Here is an 18,268-nt window from a genome sequence, read left to right as displayed (position 1 = left end):
TTAATAGCCGGAGAAATATCGATGAATAATACTGCAACAAGAAAACGGTTGTCTGCGATGTACGTTGCTTATTTTTTCATGATAGTCAGCATTATCATGGCGGTATATTATATCAGGGTTAACATATCTTCGTTGACAAGTTACCTGAACCTGGTCTTTGTGTTCTCATTTGAATGTGTTGCAATCTCTTTTGTGTTTGTTTCCATGCTTGTGGTTTGTCTGTTATTTTCTGTTTCTGTTGGGGCGTCATCCTGTTACGAAGTCCATTGGGCGGTTATTATTCCAGGTGGAGTGATTTCCGTATTTTTCCAGTTTACGTTTGTTATGCTCACTCATGCCTGGACGTGGAGCCCTGTTGCGCTGGCGGGAACGCTTTTCCTGATTCAGTTCTGGTGCGGTTACCTGACGGGGTGGGTACAGAGAGATATTGCAGAAGGCCGCGTAAAAAACCATGTTCTGTATATCGTGCCTGAATTCTGGGTGCTCATTCCCCTGACTGGATTTGGCTGGCTTCTGTCATGGGGATGTTATGCGGGGTTATTCATCTCGTGATGATATTTATAATGCTGTAAGTGATGCTTACCTGGAATAAAAATATGCATAATACAACGAAAATCCTGTTCGTTTTCTTCTCCAGAGATATGGCTTTTTCCAGTGAAAACTGGACGCTGTATACCACCCAGGTGAAAATAATAAAGTCAGCTGTGACGGCAAAAAACAAACTGAACCAGCCCGGAATACCATAGAATTTAATCATCCATACTGAAGATGTAGTTAGTAGGGTTATTAATGTTGTTCCGGTAAGTACGTCTCTGAATATATCGCGTAAGTTGTCCCGAACGTCTTTATCCTCTAAGCGGCAAAACAACTTTCTAAATATTGACTTCATCACTGACAATCCTTTCGCTAACAATATTTATTTCTGACAGAGGTCAGTATATGCATCTGTTTTCATCATCGTCCCGGACGTTTTACTTTCACACAATTCGTATCCGTCTTCCACTTATCTTACTGAGTTGTCTTTTGGGGGGCATATCGTTCACTGCAGCCGCCGATGTGAACGGCGATATGAATAACTTCTTCAACAAGCTGGGGTTCGCGTCCAATACCAGCCAGCCGCAGGTCTGGCAGGGGCAGGCTGCGGGCTATGCCTCCGGTGGTTCGCTGTATGCCAGAACGCAGGTCAAATCCATCCAACTGGTCAGCATGACCCTGCCGGATATCAACGCCGGCTGCGGCGGTATCGATGCGTACCTGGGCTCATTCAGCTTCATTAACAGCGAGCAGCTGCAGCGTTTCGGAAAACAAATCATGTCCAATGCGGCGGGCTACTTCTTCGACCTTGCCCTGCAGACCACGGTACCCGAAATCAAAACGGCCAAAGACTTCCTCCAGAAGATGGCCAGCGACATTAACAGTATGAACCTCAGTTCCTGTCAGGCCGCGCAGGGCATTGTGGGCGGCCTGTTCCCCCGTACCCAGGTGGCACAGCAGAAGGTCTGCCAGGACATCGCCGGTGAAAGCAATATCTTTGCCGACTGGGCCGCATCGCGTCAGGGCTGTTCGGTTGGCGGGCAGATGGGCAAGGTGCAGGATAAAGCCAGCGATAAGGACAAGGAGCGCGTCATGAAGAACATCAACATCATGTGGAACGCCCTGTCCAAAAACCGGCTTTTTGACGGCAATAAGGAGCTGAAAGAGTTTGTGATGACGCTCACCGGGACGCTGGTCTTCGGTGAGAACAGTGAAATCACCCCGTTGCCGGCGCGTACCACCGACCAGGACCTGATTAAAGCCATGATGGAAGGGGGGACGGCTAAAATCTACCACTGCAATGATTCAGAGAAGTGCCTGAAGGTGGTGGCAGATGCGACGGTCACCATTGCCGCCGACAAGGCGCTTAAGAGCCAGATTTCGACACTTCTGAGCAGTATTCAGAGCAAGGCGGTAATGGACCAGGCCCTGACGGAGCAGGAGAAGGGCTTTATCTCCAGCACCACCATCCCGGTGTTCAAATACATTGTCGACCCGCAGATGCTGGGTATTTCAAACACGCTGATTTATCAGCTCACGGACTATATCGGCTACGACATTCTCCTGCAGTACATTCAGGAGCTCATCCAGCAGGCCCGGGCCATGATTGCCACAGGCAACTATCCGCAGTCGACGATGGAGTTAATCATGGAAAACCTGAATCAGGCGAGCGTACAGATTGCTGCCTTCCAGGCGCGTGTTCAGGTCCAGCAGGATGCGATGCTGGTTGTTGACCGGCAGATGAGTTACATGCGCCAGCAGGTGTCCGCCCGCATGATGACCCGCTACCAGAACAACTACCATTTCGGAGGGAGCCTCTGATGACGCCACTTGAAATCTACACCATCGCCGGGGGCGACTGGCTGCGGGGCAACCTGAATGCCATCGCGGCGTTCATGGGGACCGCCACCTGGTCGTCCATTGAGAAAATGTGCATCGCGTTTTCGGTGCTGATTGTGGCCGTCAGCTGGATAAAAAAACACAGCGTGATGGACCTTATCGGCTGGGTGTTCTCCCTGACCCTCGTCTCCATGCTGGTCATCGTCCGCACGCCCGTACAGATAATCGACTACAGCAACGTGGCGCAGGTCTACAAAGTGGATAACGTCCCGGTTGGCCTGGCCATTCCGGCGTCGCTGACCACGCGTGTGGGGAATGCCCTGGTACAGAGCTACGAGATGATTTTCTCCCTGCCCGACAGTGTCACCTACAGTAAGACCGGGATGCTGTTTGGCGGAAACCTGGTGGCGAAAAGCACCGATTTTGTTTCGCAGAACCCCGAAATCACCACCCTGTTCTCGGATTATGTCCAGAACTGCGTGATGGGCGATATCTTTCTCAACGGTAAATACACCCTTGAGGAGCTGATGAACTCCTCTGACCCGTATACGCTGATATTTTCAAAGCCCAGTCCGCTGCGTCAGGTACCCAATCACGACTATAAGTTTCTTGACAAGCCGGAACTGGGCTCGGCCTTTATCAGCTGCCAGGTGGCCGCGACACAGCTTAAACAACGGCTGGCGCTCGACACCCAGACTGGCGGGAAGACCTGGAGCTACTATGCGCGCCAGCTGTTCGGTGGCAAACCCAATCCGGACCTGCTGTTCAGTCAGATGATTGGAGACAGCTACAGCTACTTCTATAACGCCAGCCAGAGTGCCGGGCAGATTATCCGCCAGAACGTCACCATGAATGCGCTGCGTAACGGTCTCCAGAGCTACGCGTCCCGCAGCGGCGACACGGCAAGTCTCGTGAACATCGCCAACACCACGTCACTGGAAAAGCAGCGTCTGGCACAGGCCACGATGGGGCATCAGGCATTGCGCTCCCTGCCGATGATGCAGACGGTTATCATGGGTATCATGATTGGGTTGTTCCCCATACTGATTATGAGCGCGATGTTCAACATGATGACGCTGCAGGTGATAAAGGGCTACGCGTTTGCCCTGGTATGGCTGCAGTCCTGGCCGCTGGTCTACTCCATCCTGAACAGTGCGATGGCCTACTACGCAAAACAGAACGGTGTCCCGGTGGTCCTCTCAGAGCTCTCTCAGGTGCAGCTCAAGAACTCAGATATTGCGACCACGGCGGGGTATATCTCGATGATGATACCGCCACTCACCTGGTATATGGTCAAGAACATCGGAGCCGGCTTCTCCAGCGCCTACAGCCACTTTGCCTCATCCGGACTCAGTTCGACGTCTCAGGCGGCATCTGGTGTCGTCGATGGCAACTACTCCTTCGCCAATATGCAGATGGAGAATGTCAGCGGCTACAACTGGGGCACCAACAGTTCAACCAGCTTCGGTCAGATGTCGCGGCAGCTGGGGAACGGGGGCACGGAGACGCAGACCGGGGACGGGACGACTATCTGGGATGCGCGCAGCTCTAAGCTACCGGTTGATATCAATGTCAGCCGGCAACTGGCCAGCGCGAACCAACAGATGGCACGTGAGTCAGATGTGCAGGCACAGAGCGCGCTGCATGGCTACAACAGCAGCGTAACGAGCGCCTGGAACCAGCTGCAACAGTTCTCAACGAACAGGGGCAACAGTGCCTCCACAACAGTCGGTGCTGATAACACTGAGTCGTCGCAGGATTCAATGGCCAGAAGCAAGATGTGGAATGCCGTCGTTTCTAATGCGAAGGCCAATAACATCAGCAATGAAGAATCATTCAATCAGTTGATGGAAGATTCTTCCAAAAGATCTCAGTCATTCGATGCGCACGTATCAGGTAAACTCAGTTCGGGAGATCAGCTGTTCGGTAAGCTGGGTAAATGGGGTACTGGACTATCCGCTGAAGTCGGTGCTAAAGGCAGTGCTGGTTGGACTCATAACTCAGGAGATACGGATAGTATCGGATCTTCAGGTAGGCAGTCACATGACAGCCGTCATGATACCAGCAGTCAGGCGGCAAAAGACTTCAAGGAAGCATCGGACTACTTTACCAGCCGTAAGACCAGTACATCGGGTAATACGACAGATAACAATGCCAGCTCACGCGTTGACCAGTTTGCGGCATCGCTGTCGAGCGCTAAAAACAGCTATGACCAGTACACGAATAGCCGGACCCGCAGCCACGAGTACAGCGAGATGGCATCCCGTACAGAGAGCATGAGCGGCCAGATGAACGAGAACCTGACTCAGCAGTTTGCTCACTTTGTCCAACAGCGTTCTCCGGAGAATGCAGAAGCCATTCTGACCAACACAAGTTCACCAGAAGTCGCTGCGCAACGTGAGGCGCTGGCGCGTGAATTCGTCAAAGCGCAGGTTGAACCAAAAGTTGATGGTGCTTATCAACAGGGCCGCGAAAGCATCGGTCAGAACATGTCCGGTGTATCAGGTGGTAGTGACCGTGGTTCGGTAATGGCCGACTACGGACATAATGCCGGCAATATCGAAGCTATGACACGAGATGCGGGGATTAAGGATAATGTGGGTCAGAAAGTGGATGGGATGATAGCGCAGAATAATCAACAGCATCAAGAAACCCAGCAGGGGATAGGGCGTGATGGCAATGAGATTAGAAAACAGAATACTGATCTCGAAAAACATCATAATACAGAAGGAAATAAGTTCGAAAATGAATACAATGAAAGAGCCAGCGTAGTGAAATCCTTACCCGGAGCTGACTCACCACGTGAGCTAGAGGCAAAGGCTGCCAAAATTCAAAAGGATTACCTTGATGGGAAAAGGTGAAAATGATGATGAATAATAAAACGCTTATTAAAGAAGTGGATGAGTTAAAAGATGTGCTTTCAAAGGGCGGTGCCGAAATACCGTCTTTTTGGGTATGCATGTGGCCCGGTCTTTGTCTGGTAGTATGGAATATTTTTTGCGCATTAATTAGTGTGCGATCAGAGTATTATGATGTCAAATACATATTCTGGGTTTTGATATTTCCTGGTGCTATTGGTCTGATTCTTCTGCTCGGGGTGGCGAACGCTCGCTCTCTATTTTTATCAGTTCCAAAGCCCTTCAGAGAAAAGTCAGTTATATATCGTTTTTTTTCAAAAAAACTTCTTGCTTATGCTTTTGCATACATGATGATAATGATGGTATTGGCTGTTTATAATAGATTTTTTTATGACTCCCCATTTCCTTATGCATTCATGGTTCTTTTGACAACAATTTTTTTTGGTTTTGTTATGAATTTTGATTTTGGAAGATATCAATTGTCACTGCTGACATCAGTATTAAGCACTCTCAAAGGTAATATAGTGGGAAATTGATTTTATATGGTGATTTTTATTAGTGGTGGGGCGAAGAGTGCAACTTGCAGCCTTCATCGTTCTATGTACCCTTAAATAGTTTATACAGAAACGGTGAGCAGGTGCGCAATTTATTGTGCGCCTGTGAGGCGTTGCCGCCATTGGCGGAATGTTTTAATGATGTAATCACCTTCTTCCGGATATTTTTCTGATATCCGGTCTCTCTTCCTCAATGGTTTTTTGACGGACTATTGCCATGAGTTTTAATGCCAAAGATATGACCCAGGGCGGTCAGATCGCGAATATGCGTTTCCGTATGTTCGGTCAGATTGCCAATATCATGCTCTACGTGCTGTTTATTCTCTTCTGGGGCCTGTGCGGCCTGCTGCTGATGTACCGGCTCAGCTGGCAGACCTTTGTGAACGGCTGCGTGTACTGGTGGTGTACGACGCTTGGACCTATGCGAGATATTATTCGCTCCCAGCCCGTCTACACCATTCAGTATTACGGCCAGTCGCTGGAATATACCTCAGAACAAATCCTGGCCGATAAATACACTATCTGGTGCGGTGAGCAGCTGTGGACCAGTTTTGTTTTCGCCGCCGTGGTTTCTCTCGTCATCTGTATCGTGACGTTCTTTGTTGCCAGCTGGGTACTGGGCCGCCAGGGGAAACAGCAGAGCGAGGATGAGAATACCGGCGGGCGCCAGTTGTCCGATAAACCCAAAGACGTGGCGCGCCAGATGAAGCGCGACGGTATGGCTTCGGATATTAAAATCGGTGACCTGCCGATACTGCTGAACTCCGAAATCCAGAACTTCTGTCTCCACGGGACCGTGGGCTCCGGTAAATCTGAAGTGATCCGCCGGCTACTGAATTACGTCCGTGCCCGGGGCGATATGGCCATCATCTACGACCGCTCCTGTGAGTTTGTCAAAAGCTATTACGACCCGTCGCTCGATAAAATCCTCAACCCACTGGACTCGCGCTGTGCGGCCTGGGATTTATGGAAAGAGTGCCTGACGTTGCCGGACTTCGATAACGTCTCCAATACCCTTATCCCGATGGGGACCAAAGAGGACCCGTTCTGGCAGGGCTCAGGGCGCACGATTTTTGCCGAGGGCGCGTATCTGATGCGTGAAGACAAGGACCGCAGCTACGAGAAGCTGGTCGACACCATGCTCTCCATCAAAATCGACAAGCTGCGCGCCTATCTGCAGAACACCCCGGCGGCGAACCTGGTGGAAGAAAAAATTGAGAAAACCGCTATCAGTATCCGTGCGGTGCTGACCAACTACGTTAAAGCCATCCGCTACCTGCAGGGCATTGAGAAGAATGGCGAGCCGTTCACTATCCGGGACTGGATGCGCGGTGTGCGTGAGGACAGGCCCAATGGCTGGCTGTTCATCTCCTCCAATGCAGACACGCATGCTTCCCTGAAGCCCGTTATCTCCATGTGGTTGTCGATTGCTATCCGGGGTCTGCTGGCTATGGGGGAGAACCGCAACCGGCGCGTGTGGATTTTCGCTGATGAGCTTCCCACGCTGCACAAGCTGCCGGACCTGGTCGAAATCCTGCCGGAAGCGCGTAAGTTCGGCGGCTGCTATGTGTTTGGTATTCAGTCCTACGCCCAGCTGGAAGACATCTATGGCGTGAAACCCGCCGCCACGCTCTTTGACGTGATGAACACCCGGGCCTTCTTCCGCTCACCCAGCAGGGAAATAGCGGAGTTTGCCGCCGGTGAGATTGGTGAGAAGGAAATCCTCAAAGCCAGCGAACAGTACTCCTACGGTGCAGACCCGGTGCGTGACGGGGTATCGACCGGGAAAGAAAAAGAGCGTGAAACGCTGGTCAGCTATTCCGATATTCAGACACTCCCGGATTTGTCCTGTTACGTCACGCTGCCCGGGCCGTATCCGGCCGTGAAGCTGGCCCTGAAGTACAAGCCGCGTCCGAAAATTGCTGAGGGGTTTATTCAGCGCACTCTCGATACGCGTGTGGACACCAGACTCAGTGCGCTCCTGGAGGCGCGGGAAGCCGAAGGCAGTCTGGCGAGAGCGCTGTTCACGCCGGATGCGCCGGAGCCTGAACAGCGTGATGCAGACAGCAAAACACCGGTCGGACAGCCTGCGCCGGAAAGCGCTCCGGTCTCACCTGTACCTGTGAAGGCCGGGTCGACAGCGGAGACGCTGGCCGCACCGGCATCCGTTAAGGCACAAGAAGCGCCACAGGCTAAAGTCACGACCGTACCGTTAACCCGCCCGGCACCGGTAGCAACGTCTGCTGCTGCTACCGGCGCGACAGTGTCTTCTGTTGCTACGACGACGGCCACAACCGGCGGCACAGAACAGGCGCTGGCGCAACAGCCCGCAGATACGGGACAGGAGATGATGCCGGCTGGCATGAACGAGGACGGTGAAATCGAAGATATGGCAGCCTATGACGCCTGGCTGTCTGACGAGCAGACGCAGCGGGACATGCAGCGGCGTGAGGAGGTGAATATTAACCACAGCCATCAGCGCGATGAACCGGATGATATCGAGTTTGGAGGTAACTTCTGATGCTCAGTTTCAGCCAGGTGAAATCGGCGGGCAGTGCCGGTAACTACTACACAGAGAAAGACAATTATTACGTCACCGGCAGTATGGAAGATCGCTGGCAGGGCAAAGGCGCGGAAGCGCTGGGACTGGAAGGAAAGGTGGACAAACAGGTCTTCACGGAACTGCTGCAGGGAAAACTCCCGGACGGCAGCGACCTGACCCGGATGCAGGACGGCGTCAATAAGCACCGGCCCGGCTACGACCTGACCTTTTCGGCGCCCAAAAGTGTCTCGATGCTGGCCATGCTGGGTGGCGATAAGCGCCTGATTGACGCGCATAACCGTGCGGTAACGGTGGCGCTGAATCAGGTGGAGTCTCTGGCCGGCACGCGGGTGCAGAAAGACGGCGTGTCTGAAACGGTTCTGACCGGGAATCTGATTATCGCCCGGTTTAACCACGATACATCGCGTGCTCAGGAGCCTCAGATACACACGCACAGCGTGGTCATTAACGCCACCCAGAACGGCGATAAATGGCAGACGCTGGCCAGCGATACCGTCGGTAAAACCGGTTTTTCCGAAAATCTGCTGGCTAACCGCATCGCGCTTGGAAAGATATACCAGAGCGCTCTCAGGGCCGATATTGAGTCTATGGGGTATAAGACAGTCGACGCGGGCAAGCACGGCATGTGGGAGATGAAGGACGTGCCGGTTGAGGCGTTTTCCTCGCGCAGCCAGGAGCTCAGGGAGGCGGCAGGACCCGATGCGTCGCTCAAATCCCGGGATGTGGCGGCACTCGATACCCGAAAGTCAAAGGAAGCCATCGACCCGGCAGAGAAGATGGTGGAGTGGATGAACACGCTGAAGGAGACCGGCTTCGACATCCGTGGCTACCGTGAGGCTGCTGACGCACATGCAGCAGAGCTGGCCCGTGCACCCGCAGCGCCGGTGAAAACCGACGGACCGGATATCGCGGACGTGGTGACCCGGGCCATTGCCGGTCTCAGCGACCGTAAGGTGCAGTTTACGTATGCGGATGTGCTGGCGCGCACGGTTGGCCAGCTGGAGGCAAAACCCGGCGTCTTTGAACTGGCGAGAACGGGCATCGATGCGGCGATTGAACGGGAGCAGCTTATCCCGCTCGACCGGGAGAAAGGCCTCTTCACCTCAAACATTCACGTCCTCGATGAGTTCTCCGTGAAAGCGCTCAGCCAGGAAATCCAGCGCCAGAACCACGTCTCCGTCACGCCGGATGCCGGTGTGGTGCGCGAAAAACCCTTCAGCGATGCGGTCAGCGTCCTGGCGCAGGACCGACCGGCGATGGGGATTGTCGCCGGTCAGGGCGGTGCTGCGGGCCAGCGGGAACGGGTGGCCGAGCTGACGCTGATGGCCCGGGAGCAGGGGCGCGACGTGCATATCCTCGCTGCCGATAACCGCTCCCGGGATTTTCTCGCCGGGGATGCGCGGCTGGCCGGAGAAACCGTAACCGGCAAATCTGCCCTGCAGGACGGGACGGCGTTTATCCCGGGCGGGACGCTCATTGTGGACCAGGCGGAGAAGCTGAGCCTGAAGGAGACGATTTCCCTGCTGGATGGCGCCATGCGCCATAACGTGCAGGTCCTGCTCTCCGACAGCGGCAAACGCAGCGGAACCGGGAGCGCGCTGACGGTCCTGAAAGACAGCGGCGTGAACACCTACCGGTGGCAGGGCGGAAAACAGGCGACGGCAGACATCATCAGTGAGCCGGACAAGAGTGCGCGCTACAGCCGGCTGGCACAGGAGTTTGCCGCCAGCGTGCGTGAAGGGCAGGAAAGTGTGGCGCAAATCAGCGGGACGCGTGAGCAGAATGTCCTGAACAACGTTATCCGCGACACCCTCAAAAATAAGGGGGCGCTCGGCAACCGGGACATGACGGTGACCGCGCTGACGCCGGTGTGGCTGGACAGCAAGAGCCGGGGCGTGCGGGACTATTACCGCGAGGGCATGGTCATGGAGCGGTGGGACCCGGAGACCCGGAAGCATGATCGCTTTGTCATTGACCGGGTGACGGCCAGCAGCAACATGCTGACCCTGAAAGACCGTGAGGGGGCGCGTCTGGACCTGAAAGTCTCCGCCGTCGACAGTCAGTGGACGCTGTTTAGGGCCGATAAACTGCCGGTGGCTGAGGGCGAACGTCTGGCGGTACTCGGGAAAATCCCCGACACGCGCCTGAAGGGCGGGGAAAGTGTCACGGTGCTGAAAGCGGAAGCCGGGCAGCTGACGGTTCAGCGTCCCGGACAGAAAACCACCCAGACGCTTTCTGTCGGCAGCAGCCCGTTCGACGGGATTAAGGTCGGCCACGGCTGGGTGGAAAGCCCAGGCCGGTCGGTCAGCGAAACGGCGACCGTCTTTGCCTCGGTGACGCAACGTGAGCTGGATAACGCCACGCTGAACCAGCTGGCGCAGAGCGGGAGCCATATCCGGCTGTACTCCGCGCAGGACGCGGCCCGCACCACAGAGAAACTGGCGCGTCACACCGCCTTCAGCGTGGTTTCAGAGCAGCTGAAGGTCCGCTCGGGAGAAACAGACCTGGAAGCGGCCATCGCACAGCAGAAAGCCGGACTGCACACCCCGGCAGAGCAGGCCATTCACCTTTCCGTGCCGCTGCTGGAGAGCAACAGTCTGACCTTTACCCGCCCGCAGTTGCTGGCCACGGCGCTGGAAACCGGCGGCGGCAAAGTCCCGATGAAGGACATCGAGGCAACCATTCAGGCGCAGATTAAGGCCGGCAGTCTGCTGAATGTGCCGGTGGCCTCCGGACACGGCAACGATCTGCTGATTTCCCGCCAGACCTGGGATGCGGAGAAAAGCGTCCTGACCCGGGTGCTGGAAGGTAAGGATGCGGTGGCACCGTTAATGGACAGGGTGCCGGGCAGCCTGATGACAGACCTGACCGCCGGACAGCGGGCGGCAACCCGGATGATACTCGAGACCCCGGACCGGTTCACCGTGGTCCAGGGCTATGCCGGAGTGGGGAAAACCACGCAGTTCAAAGCCGTGATGAGCGCCGTCAGCCTGCTGCCGGAAGAGACGCGCCCGCGCGTCATTGGTCTGGGACCGACACACCGCGCCGTGGGTGAGATGCAGAGCGCCGGCGTGGAGGCGCAGACGACCGCCTCATTCCTGCATGACACGCAGCTGCAGCAGCGCAACGGCCAGACGCCGGATTTCAGCAACACGCTGTTCCTGCTCGATGAGAGCTCGATGGTCGGGCTGGCAGACACCGCGAAGGCGCTCTCCCTGATTGCGGCCGGGGGAGGCCGTGCCGTACTCAGCGGCGATACCGACCAGCTGCAGTCCATCGCGCCGGGCCAGCCGTTCCGTCTGATGCAACAGCGCAGCGCGGCTGATGTGGCCATCATGAAAGAAATCGTGCGCCAGGTGCCTGAGCTGAGACCGGCGGTCTACAGCCTGATTGACCGGGATATCAGCCGTGCGCTGTCCACTATTGAGCAGGTCACGCCTGAGCAGGTGCCCAGAAAGGATGGCGCCTGGATGCCGGAGAGTTCGGTCACAGAATTCACGCCGGCACAGGAGAAAGCGATACAGGATGCGCTGAAGGAGGGTAAGGAAATACCGCCTGGTACGCCAGTGTCCCTCCACGATGCGATTGTGAAGGACTATACCGGGCGCACCCCGGCGGCGCAGGCGAATACGCTCATCATCACACATCTGAACGCAGACCGCCGCGCACTGAACGGACTCATCCATGAGGCGCGGGTACAGAATGGCGAGGTCAGTAAAGAGGAGGTGACCCTGCCGGTACTGGTCACGAGCAATATCCGTGACGGCGAGCTGCGCAAACTGTCCACGTGGTCAGAGCATCAGGGCGCCGTGGCCCTGGTCGATAACACGTACCAGCGCATTGAAAACGTCGATAAAGAAAACCAGCTGATTACCCTGAAGGACGGCGAGGGGAATACCCGGCTTCTCTCTCCCCGGGAGGCCTCAGCGGAGGGCGTCACGCTATATCGCGAGGAGCACATCACCGTCTCACAGGGTGACCGGATGCGCTTCAGTAAAAGTGACCCGGAACGCGGCTATGTCGCCAACAGCGTGTGGGAGGTGAAAACGGTCTCGGGTGACAGTGTCACGCTGTCTGACGGTAAAACGACCCGCACAATCAACCCGAAGGATGAAGAAGCCCAGCGGCACGTCGACCTCGCTTATGCCATCACCGCCCACGGCGCGCAGGGGGCCAGTGAACCTTTCGCTATCGCACTCGAAGGCGTGGAAGGGCGCCGGAAAGCGCTGGTCAGCTTTGAGTCGGCCTACGTGGCGCTGTCGCGCATGAAACAGCACGCGCAGGTCTACACCGACAACCGGGAGGGGTGGACCACGGCGGTCAGCCGTTCTCAGGAGAAGGCCAGCGCGCATGACGTGCTCGAACCGCAGAACGCCCGGGCGGTGAAGAATGCCGGTCAGCTCTATGGTCGTGCACAGCCGCTGGATGAAACCGCCGCTGGCCGGGCAGCCCTGCAGCAGTCCGGTCTGGCACAGGGAAATTCGCCGGGAAAATTCATTTCTCCGGGGAAAAAGTACCCTCAACCGCATGTGGCGCTGCCGGCATTTGATAAAAACGGGAAAGCCGCCGGTATCTGGCTCAGCCCGCTGACCGATCGGGACGGACGGCTGGAAGCTATCGGGGGCGAAGGACGGATTATGGGGGACGAAACGGCCCGGTTCGTCGCTCTGCAGAACAGCCGCAACGGCGAGAGTCTGCTGGCCGGGAACATGGGCGAGGGCGTCAGAGCAGCCCGTAACCATCCCGACAGCGGGGTGATAGTACGCCTTGCCGGCGACGACCGCCCCTGGAACCCGCAGGCCATCACCGGCGGGCGCATCTGGGCTGACCCCCTGCCGAATCTTCCGCTGCCTGACACCGGTGCGGATATCACACTCCCTCCGGATGTTCTGGCACAGCGTGCTGCAGAAGAGGCACAGCGCCGGGAGATGGAAAAGCAGGCGGAACAGGCCACCCGGGAAGTCGCCGGCGAGGAAAAGAAAGCGGGCGAGCCGGGCGAGCGGATAAAAGAGGTTATCGGCGACGTCATTCGTGGTCTGGAGCGTGACCGCCCGGGTGAAGAGAAAACACCGCTGCCGGATGACCCGCAGACACGGCGCCAGGAGGCCGCGATACAGCAGGTGGCCTCAGAGAGTCTGCAGCGTGAGCGCCTGCTGCAGATGGAGCGGGACATGGTGCGCGACCTGAACCGGGAGAAAACCCTCGGGGGTGACTGACGCGCCTGCAGCTTTTGTCAGGCACAGCAACATAAGGGATAAATAAGGAAATCACGATGACAACACACGTAATACGCGTCAGCGCCGCAGACCGCTGGCTTAAGACTCTCCTGACCTGGACTCCCGGGCAGACGGATATCATCAAGACTGTAGCCCTGCTTCTGATGGTGATTGACCACACCGGACTCCTTCTCGCTCACAACAACGAGCTTATGCGTCTCCTGGGCCGGGGCTGCTTTCCGCTGTTCGGTCTGGTCTGGGGGATGAATCTGGCCCGGCACGGAGAAATACGCCAGTCACAGCTGAACAGCCTGTGGGGCTGGGCGCTCGTTGCCCAGGTATCGTTTATGCTCATCGGGTATCCGTGGTACACGGGTAATATCCTGTTTGCCTTTGCCGTCACCGGCCAGATGCTGCGGTGGTTCAGCCTGCCATCCTGGTATTGCACCCTCCCGGCAGTCGGACTTCTGATAACCTGGATGCCGTTGTCAGCCGGCAGTTACGGCATGGCGGGTGTGGGGATGCTTACAGCGAGTTGGCTGCTCTGCCGCGCACAGCATGCGACGGAACGGCTGAGTTATGGTGCGCTGTGGGCCATCATGGTGTTACTGATGAATATCAATGATGTCAGTGAGTCGGTGGCCGGGCTGGCGATTGCCTTGCTGACGCTGATGGTGTGTTCATCGGCTGGAGTGGAGATTAAACGGTTCTGGCCACGGCATTTCTTTGTGATGTTCTATGCCGTGCACCTGGCGGTGCTGGGGATTATCGTTTCTATGTAAAAAAACAGGACAATACCGGGTGATATTGTCCTGTAAAACCTGGCTTTAAGAGACAGTAAAGTGTGTAGATTGTTATATGCGCAAACAGAACGGAGTGAGGTGGTACTGAGTTCGCTCCGTGACAGTACCGCACTGAAACTAAATGAAGGTGAAACAAACCCGGCATTAATGACATGGTCTATGGAGATGGCATGGAAGCAGAGCCGGCTGTCCAGTCAGTCTGTATCGTGACCCTTCGGGTTATGCGACGACAGGTCTGCAGTCCCGGCATGACAGGTTGCTGGCTACAGGGGTGTCGAAAAAAGCCCGGAGGTTATCCGGGCAAAAAACACAATGTTTAAACGCGTTACAAACGGAACCACCGCCCTTTCTTTCTCAGGAGCAGGAAAGGGCGATGCCGTTCAGGTATAGTAACCTTTATTATCTGAACTGGACTACAGGCAATTGTTATGGCAGAAGAAAAACGCCCTGTACTGAGCCTCAAACGAAAGCCTGCGGCGGAAAGCACAGGAACGGATGTCACAAGCACACCGGGCGTCGTTCGCCGCAAAAAAGTCGTGGTGGTCTCGACGCCGCCCGCCTGGAAGGTCAAGAAAGAGAAGCTGGAGCAGGCGAAAAAGGCTGCCGAAGCCGCTGCACTCCAGGCAGCAGAAGAAGCGGTGAAAGCAGCAAAGACTCCGCCTCCTGTACGTTATCTTCAGTTGCTGCCGCCGGAGCAGGCTATCATGACCCTGAAGGCGTTCTGGCCGCAGCTGTTTGAGGGTAACGCCCCGCGCCTGCTGGCAACCGGGATGCGTGAACAGCTGTTTGCCGATATCGCGGGGCGCGACCTGCCGCTGTCGCACAAGCAGGTGATTAAGTGTGTCAAAAGCCTGACCCGGTCAGCAGGCTATCTGTCCCGGATGCGGGAGGGTGCCTCCCGCTATGACCTGCAGGGAAATGCCGTGGCCACCGTCACTGCTGAGGAAGCGCGCTACGCCAGTGAGCGCATGATGAAAGAACTCTTGCGTACTGAGCGTATGCGGAGCCAGTCAGCTGACTGAATAAAAACGGAGTGTGAAATGGATTTTGAGGAACGGAAACAAAAGGCGCTGGCGATAATGGCCAGCCGTAAGATGTGGAAAAGTAATTACGCACCGCCTCTGATACGTCTGCTGTGGTGGCTTGGTGTAAAAATCCCCCCGTTGCCGTTTGCCTCGTTCTGGCAGGTTTTCAGTTTGATGACAGGCAGTTTCTCCGTGGGGTACGGGCTGCTGATGTACTTTATGGTCTGGCGACCACAGGGGATGAGTCCTCTGTTCGCTTGTGCGGTCAGTCTTATCGCGGGCGTGTTATTTGGCTTAACGATGGCGTTGTTTCACCTGTGGCGGCGAAGGGCGAATAAATTACCTGACTGGAAAGACCTGTAACGGAATGAATATATACTGTCAGGGGCGATCGCTCCTGTGATGACAGTTTTTATATCCTTTCGGTAAGTAAATTATTAAATTTATTGGGCGGTCATTATATATGGCTGTGCAGTGATGGTTGTTATTCCTTTCTGAAAGGTATGTTCTGTGTATTGTTATTCTTTTCCCTTCGGGAAATCATATTTTAAACGAGAAGGGTAAGTAATGGTTAAAGATGAAATGACAGATGAGTCTGCTTTACCTGAGTCTGAACAGGCGCGAAGAATGATAAGGCGTTCGGTACTGCGGATGGTGGGTTCGGGCCAGCTTCACTCCAGGGAAGATGTGATTCGCTACCTGATAAATGAGGGTGGCTTTGACATTCTGAGTGTGACCGACACCAGTGTGACGCTGTGTGCGCCGGATGAGCCGGAAGAGATGCTGACGCTGACGGGCGTAATACGGAGGTCGGTTCGTTCAACTTTAGTCGCGCCGCCGATCGTGCCAATTCAGAGAACGTGCTTGTCGTGTGGGATGACCCTGCCGTTGCTCAACGCTATCTGCAGCACTGGTCATCCCGCTGGTCAAAGGGAACGGACTGGCAACAGACGTACTGATACCGCCTTAAACTATCCCCGGACGTAAACCGTGCGCCAACGCGGGTTACGTTCATAAAGTAAGTCGCTGATTTAAATATTCTGTAGTATTCTCTGCGAACGATCCTTTTTTTGATCCTTGAGGAGGCAGAGATGTCGCAGATTGATAATGCAGTAACTTCCTCTTCGAAACCCAAAAGGCCTTACCGTAAGGGGCAACCTTTATCAGTAAGCGAACGAAAATTGCGCTCTGTATCCAGAAAAAGGGATACGCATAAAGCCGTTACTGTGTTCATACAGAATGCTAAAAAGGCGATGCTGGACGATCTTTGCTCGAAATCCAATATGACTCAGGCAGAAATCATTGAGTTACTAATCGAGCGAGAATCAGAGCAACGGAACAAATAGCAACAAGTCACAATTATTGCTAATAATTAATCCAAATGCTAGATTACTGATCGTTTAGCAAATTTTGATGGTGGGCCACGCCGTAAGGTGGCAGGGAACTGGTTCTGATGAGGTGTCTACCCGGGACCAGAAAAGCAAAAACCCCGATAATCCTCACCTAGTTTGGCGACTGAAGAAGATTAACGGGGCTTACCTAAACTGTATAGAAGCTGTTGCTCTATGCAGGGAGTATAGTTTTATGCTCAGAAAACTGCAATACCTGTTTCTGTGCCATTTGCTCCTTCCGTGCAACATAAGTGCGGGAAGGCGTGACTGACATTCAGACCCTGTTTACCCATTACCGGCAGGTCAAAAATCCGAATCCGGTGTTCACGCCGGGTGAAGGAAAGAAGACGCTCCCGTTCTGTCGTAAGCTGATGGCGAAAGCCGAAGGCTTCACGTCGCGTTTCGATTTTTCAATTCACGTTGCTTTTGCCCGTTCGCTGGGTAAGCGTCACCGGATGCCACCGCTGCTGCGCCGGCGTGCCATCGATGCGCTGCTGCAGGGACTGTGCTTTCATTATGATCCGCTTGCCAACCGGGTACAGCGCTCCATCACCAATCTGGCCATCGAGTGCGGGCTGGCGACCGAATCGAAGAGCGGCAATCTGTCCATCACTCGTGCCACCCGTGCGCTGAAGTTTATGGCGGAGCTGGGGCTGATTACGTACCAGACAGAATATGACCCGCAGATTGGCTGCAACATCCCGACAGATATCACGTTCACCCCGGCTCTGTTCTCGGCGCTGGATATTTCAGACGTGGCGGTGCTGGCTGCACGCCGCAGCCGCGTGGAGTGGGAGAATCTGCAGCGTAAAAAGCAGAGCCTGCTGCCGCTGGAGATGGATGAGCTGGTAGCGAAGGCCTGGCGTTTTGTGCGTGAGCGATTCCGCAGCTATCAGTCCGAACGTAAATCACATGGTCTGAAACGCGCCCGTGCACGCCGTGATGCGGACAGAACGCGCCAGGATATCGTGACACTCGTGAAGCAGCAGCTGACGCGTGAGTACGCCACCGGACGCTTTACCGGCGGTCTTGATGCCATGAAGCGGGAGCTTGAGCGGCGCGTGAAAGAGCGCATGCTGATGTCGCGCGGCAATAACTACACGCGGCTGGCCACAGTCCCGATATAACCCTCTCCTCGTAAAAAATCCGGCCGGCGCCGGAGGCATTCGCACGTCTGCAGCCCGCCAGCGCCTGAAATCTGCGCAAAAACATCGACCTCTTCGCCATTCTCCACACGACCGCCTGAATGAACGGGCCAGAAAACTCCTCACCGTTACCACGAATGCCGGCAGGGCCCGGTTATCAACAGTTAACTGCAAGGGATTTTTACATAAAGCGACAATCGTTATGCTTACAGAGCGCCAGCCGAAAGAGTTTCAGAGTGCGTGGTTCCCTTTAAACACCTGCTCTGCATCTCTGTTAAATATCTTTATAATAATCATGTAAGAAGAAAACCTGTTCATCGCCTGACCTGTGGACAGGCTC

General features: G+C 55.3%; 12 protein-coding genes and 1 pseudogene. All 13 read left to right on the top strand.

Annotated features, from left to right (window positions below; translation table 11 throughout):
• Nucleotides 1-21: 21 nt before the first annotated feature.
• Nucleotides 22-552 carry a hypothetical protein gene (locus ABLV12_RS21695; RefSeq protein WP_224239693.1) on the top strand — a complete coding sequence of 177 codons (531 nt, stop codon included), beginning with the start codon at nt 22-24 and terminating at the stop codon, nt 550-552.
• Between the two features lie 432 nt (nt 553-984).
• On the top strand, nt 985-2,355 hold the full coding sequence (traH, locus tag ABLV12_RS21690; protein ID WP_224239727.1) for a conjugal transfer pilus assembly protein TraH: 1,371 nt from the start codon (nt 985-987) through the stop codon (nt 2,353-2,355).
• Nucleotides 2,355-5,234, top strand: coding sequence for a conjugal transfer mating-pair stabilization protein TraG (traG, locus tag ABLV12_RS21685; protein ID WP_224239694.1), 2,880 nt, complete (start codon nt 2,355-2,357; stop codon nt 5,232-5,234). The genes traH and traG overlap by 1 nt, the downstream gene beginning before the upstream one ends.
• Nucleotides 5,235-5,239: 5 nt before the next feature.
• Complete coding sequence (locus ABLV12_RS21680) at nt 5,240-5,767, top strand: conjugal transfer protein TraS (protein ID WP_224239728.1); 528 nt, start codon at nt 5,240-5,242, stop codon at nt 5,765-5,767.
• A gap of 235 nt (nt 5,768-6,002) precedes the next feature.
• Entirely contained in the window at nt 6,003-8,306 is a 2,304-nt protein-coding gene (gene traD / locus ABLV12_RS21675; RefSeq protein ID WP_224239695.1) for a type IV conjugative transfer system coupling protein TraD, read from the top strand.
• A complete protein-coding gene (traI, locus tag ABLV12_RS21670) occupies nt 8,306-13,564 on the top strand; it encodes a conjugative transfer relaxase/helicase TraI (RefSeq protein ID WP_224239696.1) in 5,259 nt (1,752 codons plus the stop codon). The genes traD and traI overlap by 1 nt, the downstream gene beginning before the upstream one ends.
• Before the next feature lie 56 nt (nt 13,565-13,620).
• A complete protein-coding gene (traX, locus tag ABLV12_RS21665; protein WP_224239697.1) occupies nt 13,621-14,346 on the top strand; it encodes a type-F conjugative transfer system pilin acetylase TraX in 726 nt (241 codons plus the stop codon).
• A 449-nt stretch (nt 14,347-14,795) separates the two neighbouring features.
• Nucleotides 14,796-15,389: a fertility inhibition protein FinO gene (locus ABLV12_RS21660; protein WP_224239698.1), complete on the top strand. Its 594-nt coding sequence runs from the start codon at nt 14,796-14,798 to the stop codon at nt 15,387-15,389.
• Nucleotides 15,390-15,407: 18 nt separating this feature from the next.
• A complete protein-coding gene (locus ABLV12_RS21655; RefSeq protein WP_224239699.1) occupies nt 15,408-15,755 on the top strand; it encodes a DUF6404 family protein in 348 nt (115 codons plus the stop codon).
• Between the two features lie 425 nt (nt 15,756-16,180).
• Nucleotides 16,181-16,351, top strand: a pseudogene (locus tag ABLV12_RS21650) (phospholipase D family protein); the annotation flags it as partial.
• A 132-nt stretch (nt 16,352-16,483) separates the two neighbouring features.
• Complete coding sequence (gene repA, locus ABLV12_RS21645) at nt 16,484-16,738, top strand: replication regulatory protein RepA (RefSeq protein ID WP_004098862.1); 255 nt, start codon at nt 16,484-16,486, stop codon at nt 16,736-16,738.
• A 238-nt stretch (nt 16,739-16,976) separates the two neighbouring features.
• Nucleotides 16,977-17,054, top strand: a complete 78-nt coding sequence (gene tap, locus ABLV12_RS21640) for a RepA leader peptide Tap (protein ID WP_224239729.1) — start codon at nt 16,977-16,979, stop codon at nt 17,052-17,054.
• Nucleotides 17,035-17,910, top strand: coding sequence for an incFII family plasmid replication initiator RepA (gene repA / locus ABLV12_RS21635; RefSeq protein WP_224239700.1), 876 nt, complete (start codon nt 17,035-17,037; stop codon nt 17,908-17,910). The genes tap and repA (ABLV12_RS21635) overlap by 20 nt, the downstream gene beginning before the upstream one ends.
• Nucleotides 17,911-18,268 lie beyond the last annotated feature (358 nt).

It is taken from the genome of Klebsiella sp. CN_Kp100 (assembly GCF_040065315.1).
GTDB classification, from domain to species: Bacteria; Pseudomonadota; Gammaproteobacteria; order Enterobacterales; family Enterobacteriaceae; genus Klebsiella; species Klebsiella oxytoca.
This window is presented reverse-complemented; position numbering and strand designations above follow the sequence as displayed.

Bases quoted from the DNA above. Each gene is read 5' to 3' on its own strand.
- traD (WP_224239695.1), top strand. From the start codon at position 6,003: ATGAGTTTTAATGCCAAAGATATGACCCAGGGCGGTCAGATCGCGAAT.
- traI (WP_224239696.1), top strand. From the start codon at position 8,306: ATGCTCAGTTTCAGCCAGGTGAAATCGGCGGGCAGTGCCGGTAACTAC.
- traX (WP_224239697.1), top strand. From the start codon at position 13,621: ATGACAACACACGTAATACGCGTCAGCGCCGCAGACCGCTGGCTTAAG.
- ABLV12_RS21655 (WP_224239699.1), top strand. From the start codon at position 15,408: ATGGATTTTGAGGAACGGAAACAAAAGGCGCTGGCGATAATGGCCAGC.
- ABLV12_RS21660 (WP_224239698.1), top strand. From the start codon at position 14,796: ATGGCAGAAGAAAAACGCCCTGTACTGAGCCTCAAACGAAAGCCTGCG.
- repA (WP_004098862.1), top strand. From the start codon at position 16,484: ATGTCGCAGATTGATAATGCAGTAACTTCCTCTTCGAAACCCAAAAGG.
- tap (WP_224239729.1), top strand. From the start codon at position 16,977: ATGCTCAGAAAACTGCAATACCTGTTTCTGTGCCATTTGCTCCTTCCG.
- ABLV12_RS21680 (WP_224239728.1), top strand. From the start codon at position 5,240: ATGATGAATAATAAAACGCTTATTAAAGAAGTGGATGAGTTAAAAGAT.
- ABLV12_RS21695 (WP_224239693.1), top strand. From the start codon at position 22: ATGAATAATACTGCAACAAGAAAACGGTTGTCTGCGATGTACGTTGCT.
- traG (WP_224239694.1), top strand. From the start codon at position 2,355: ATGACGCCACTTGAAATCTACACCATCGCCGGGGGCGACTGGCTGCGG.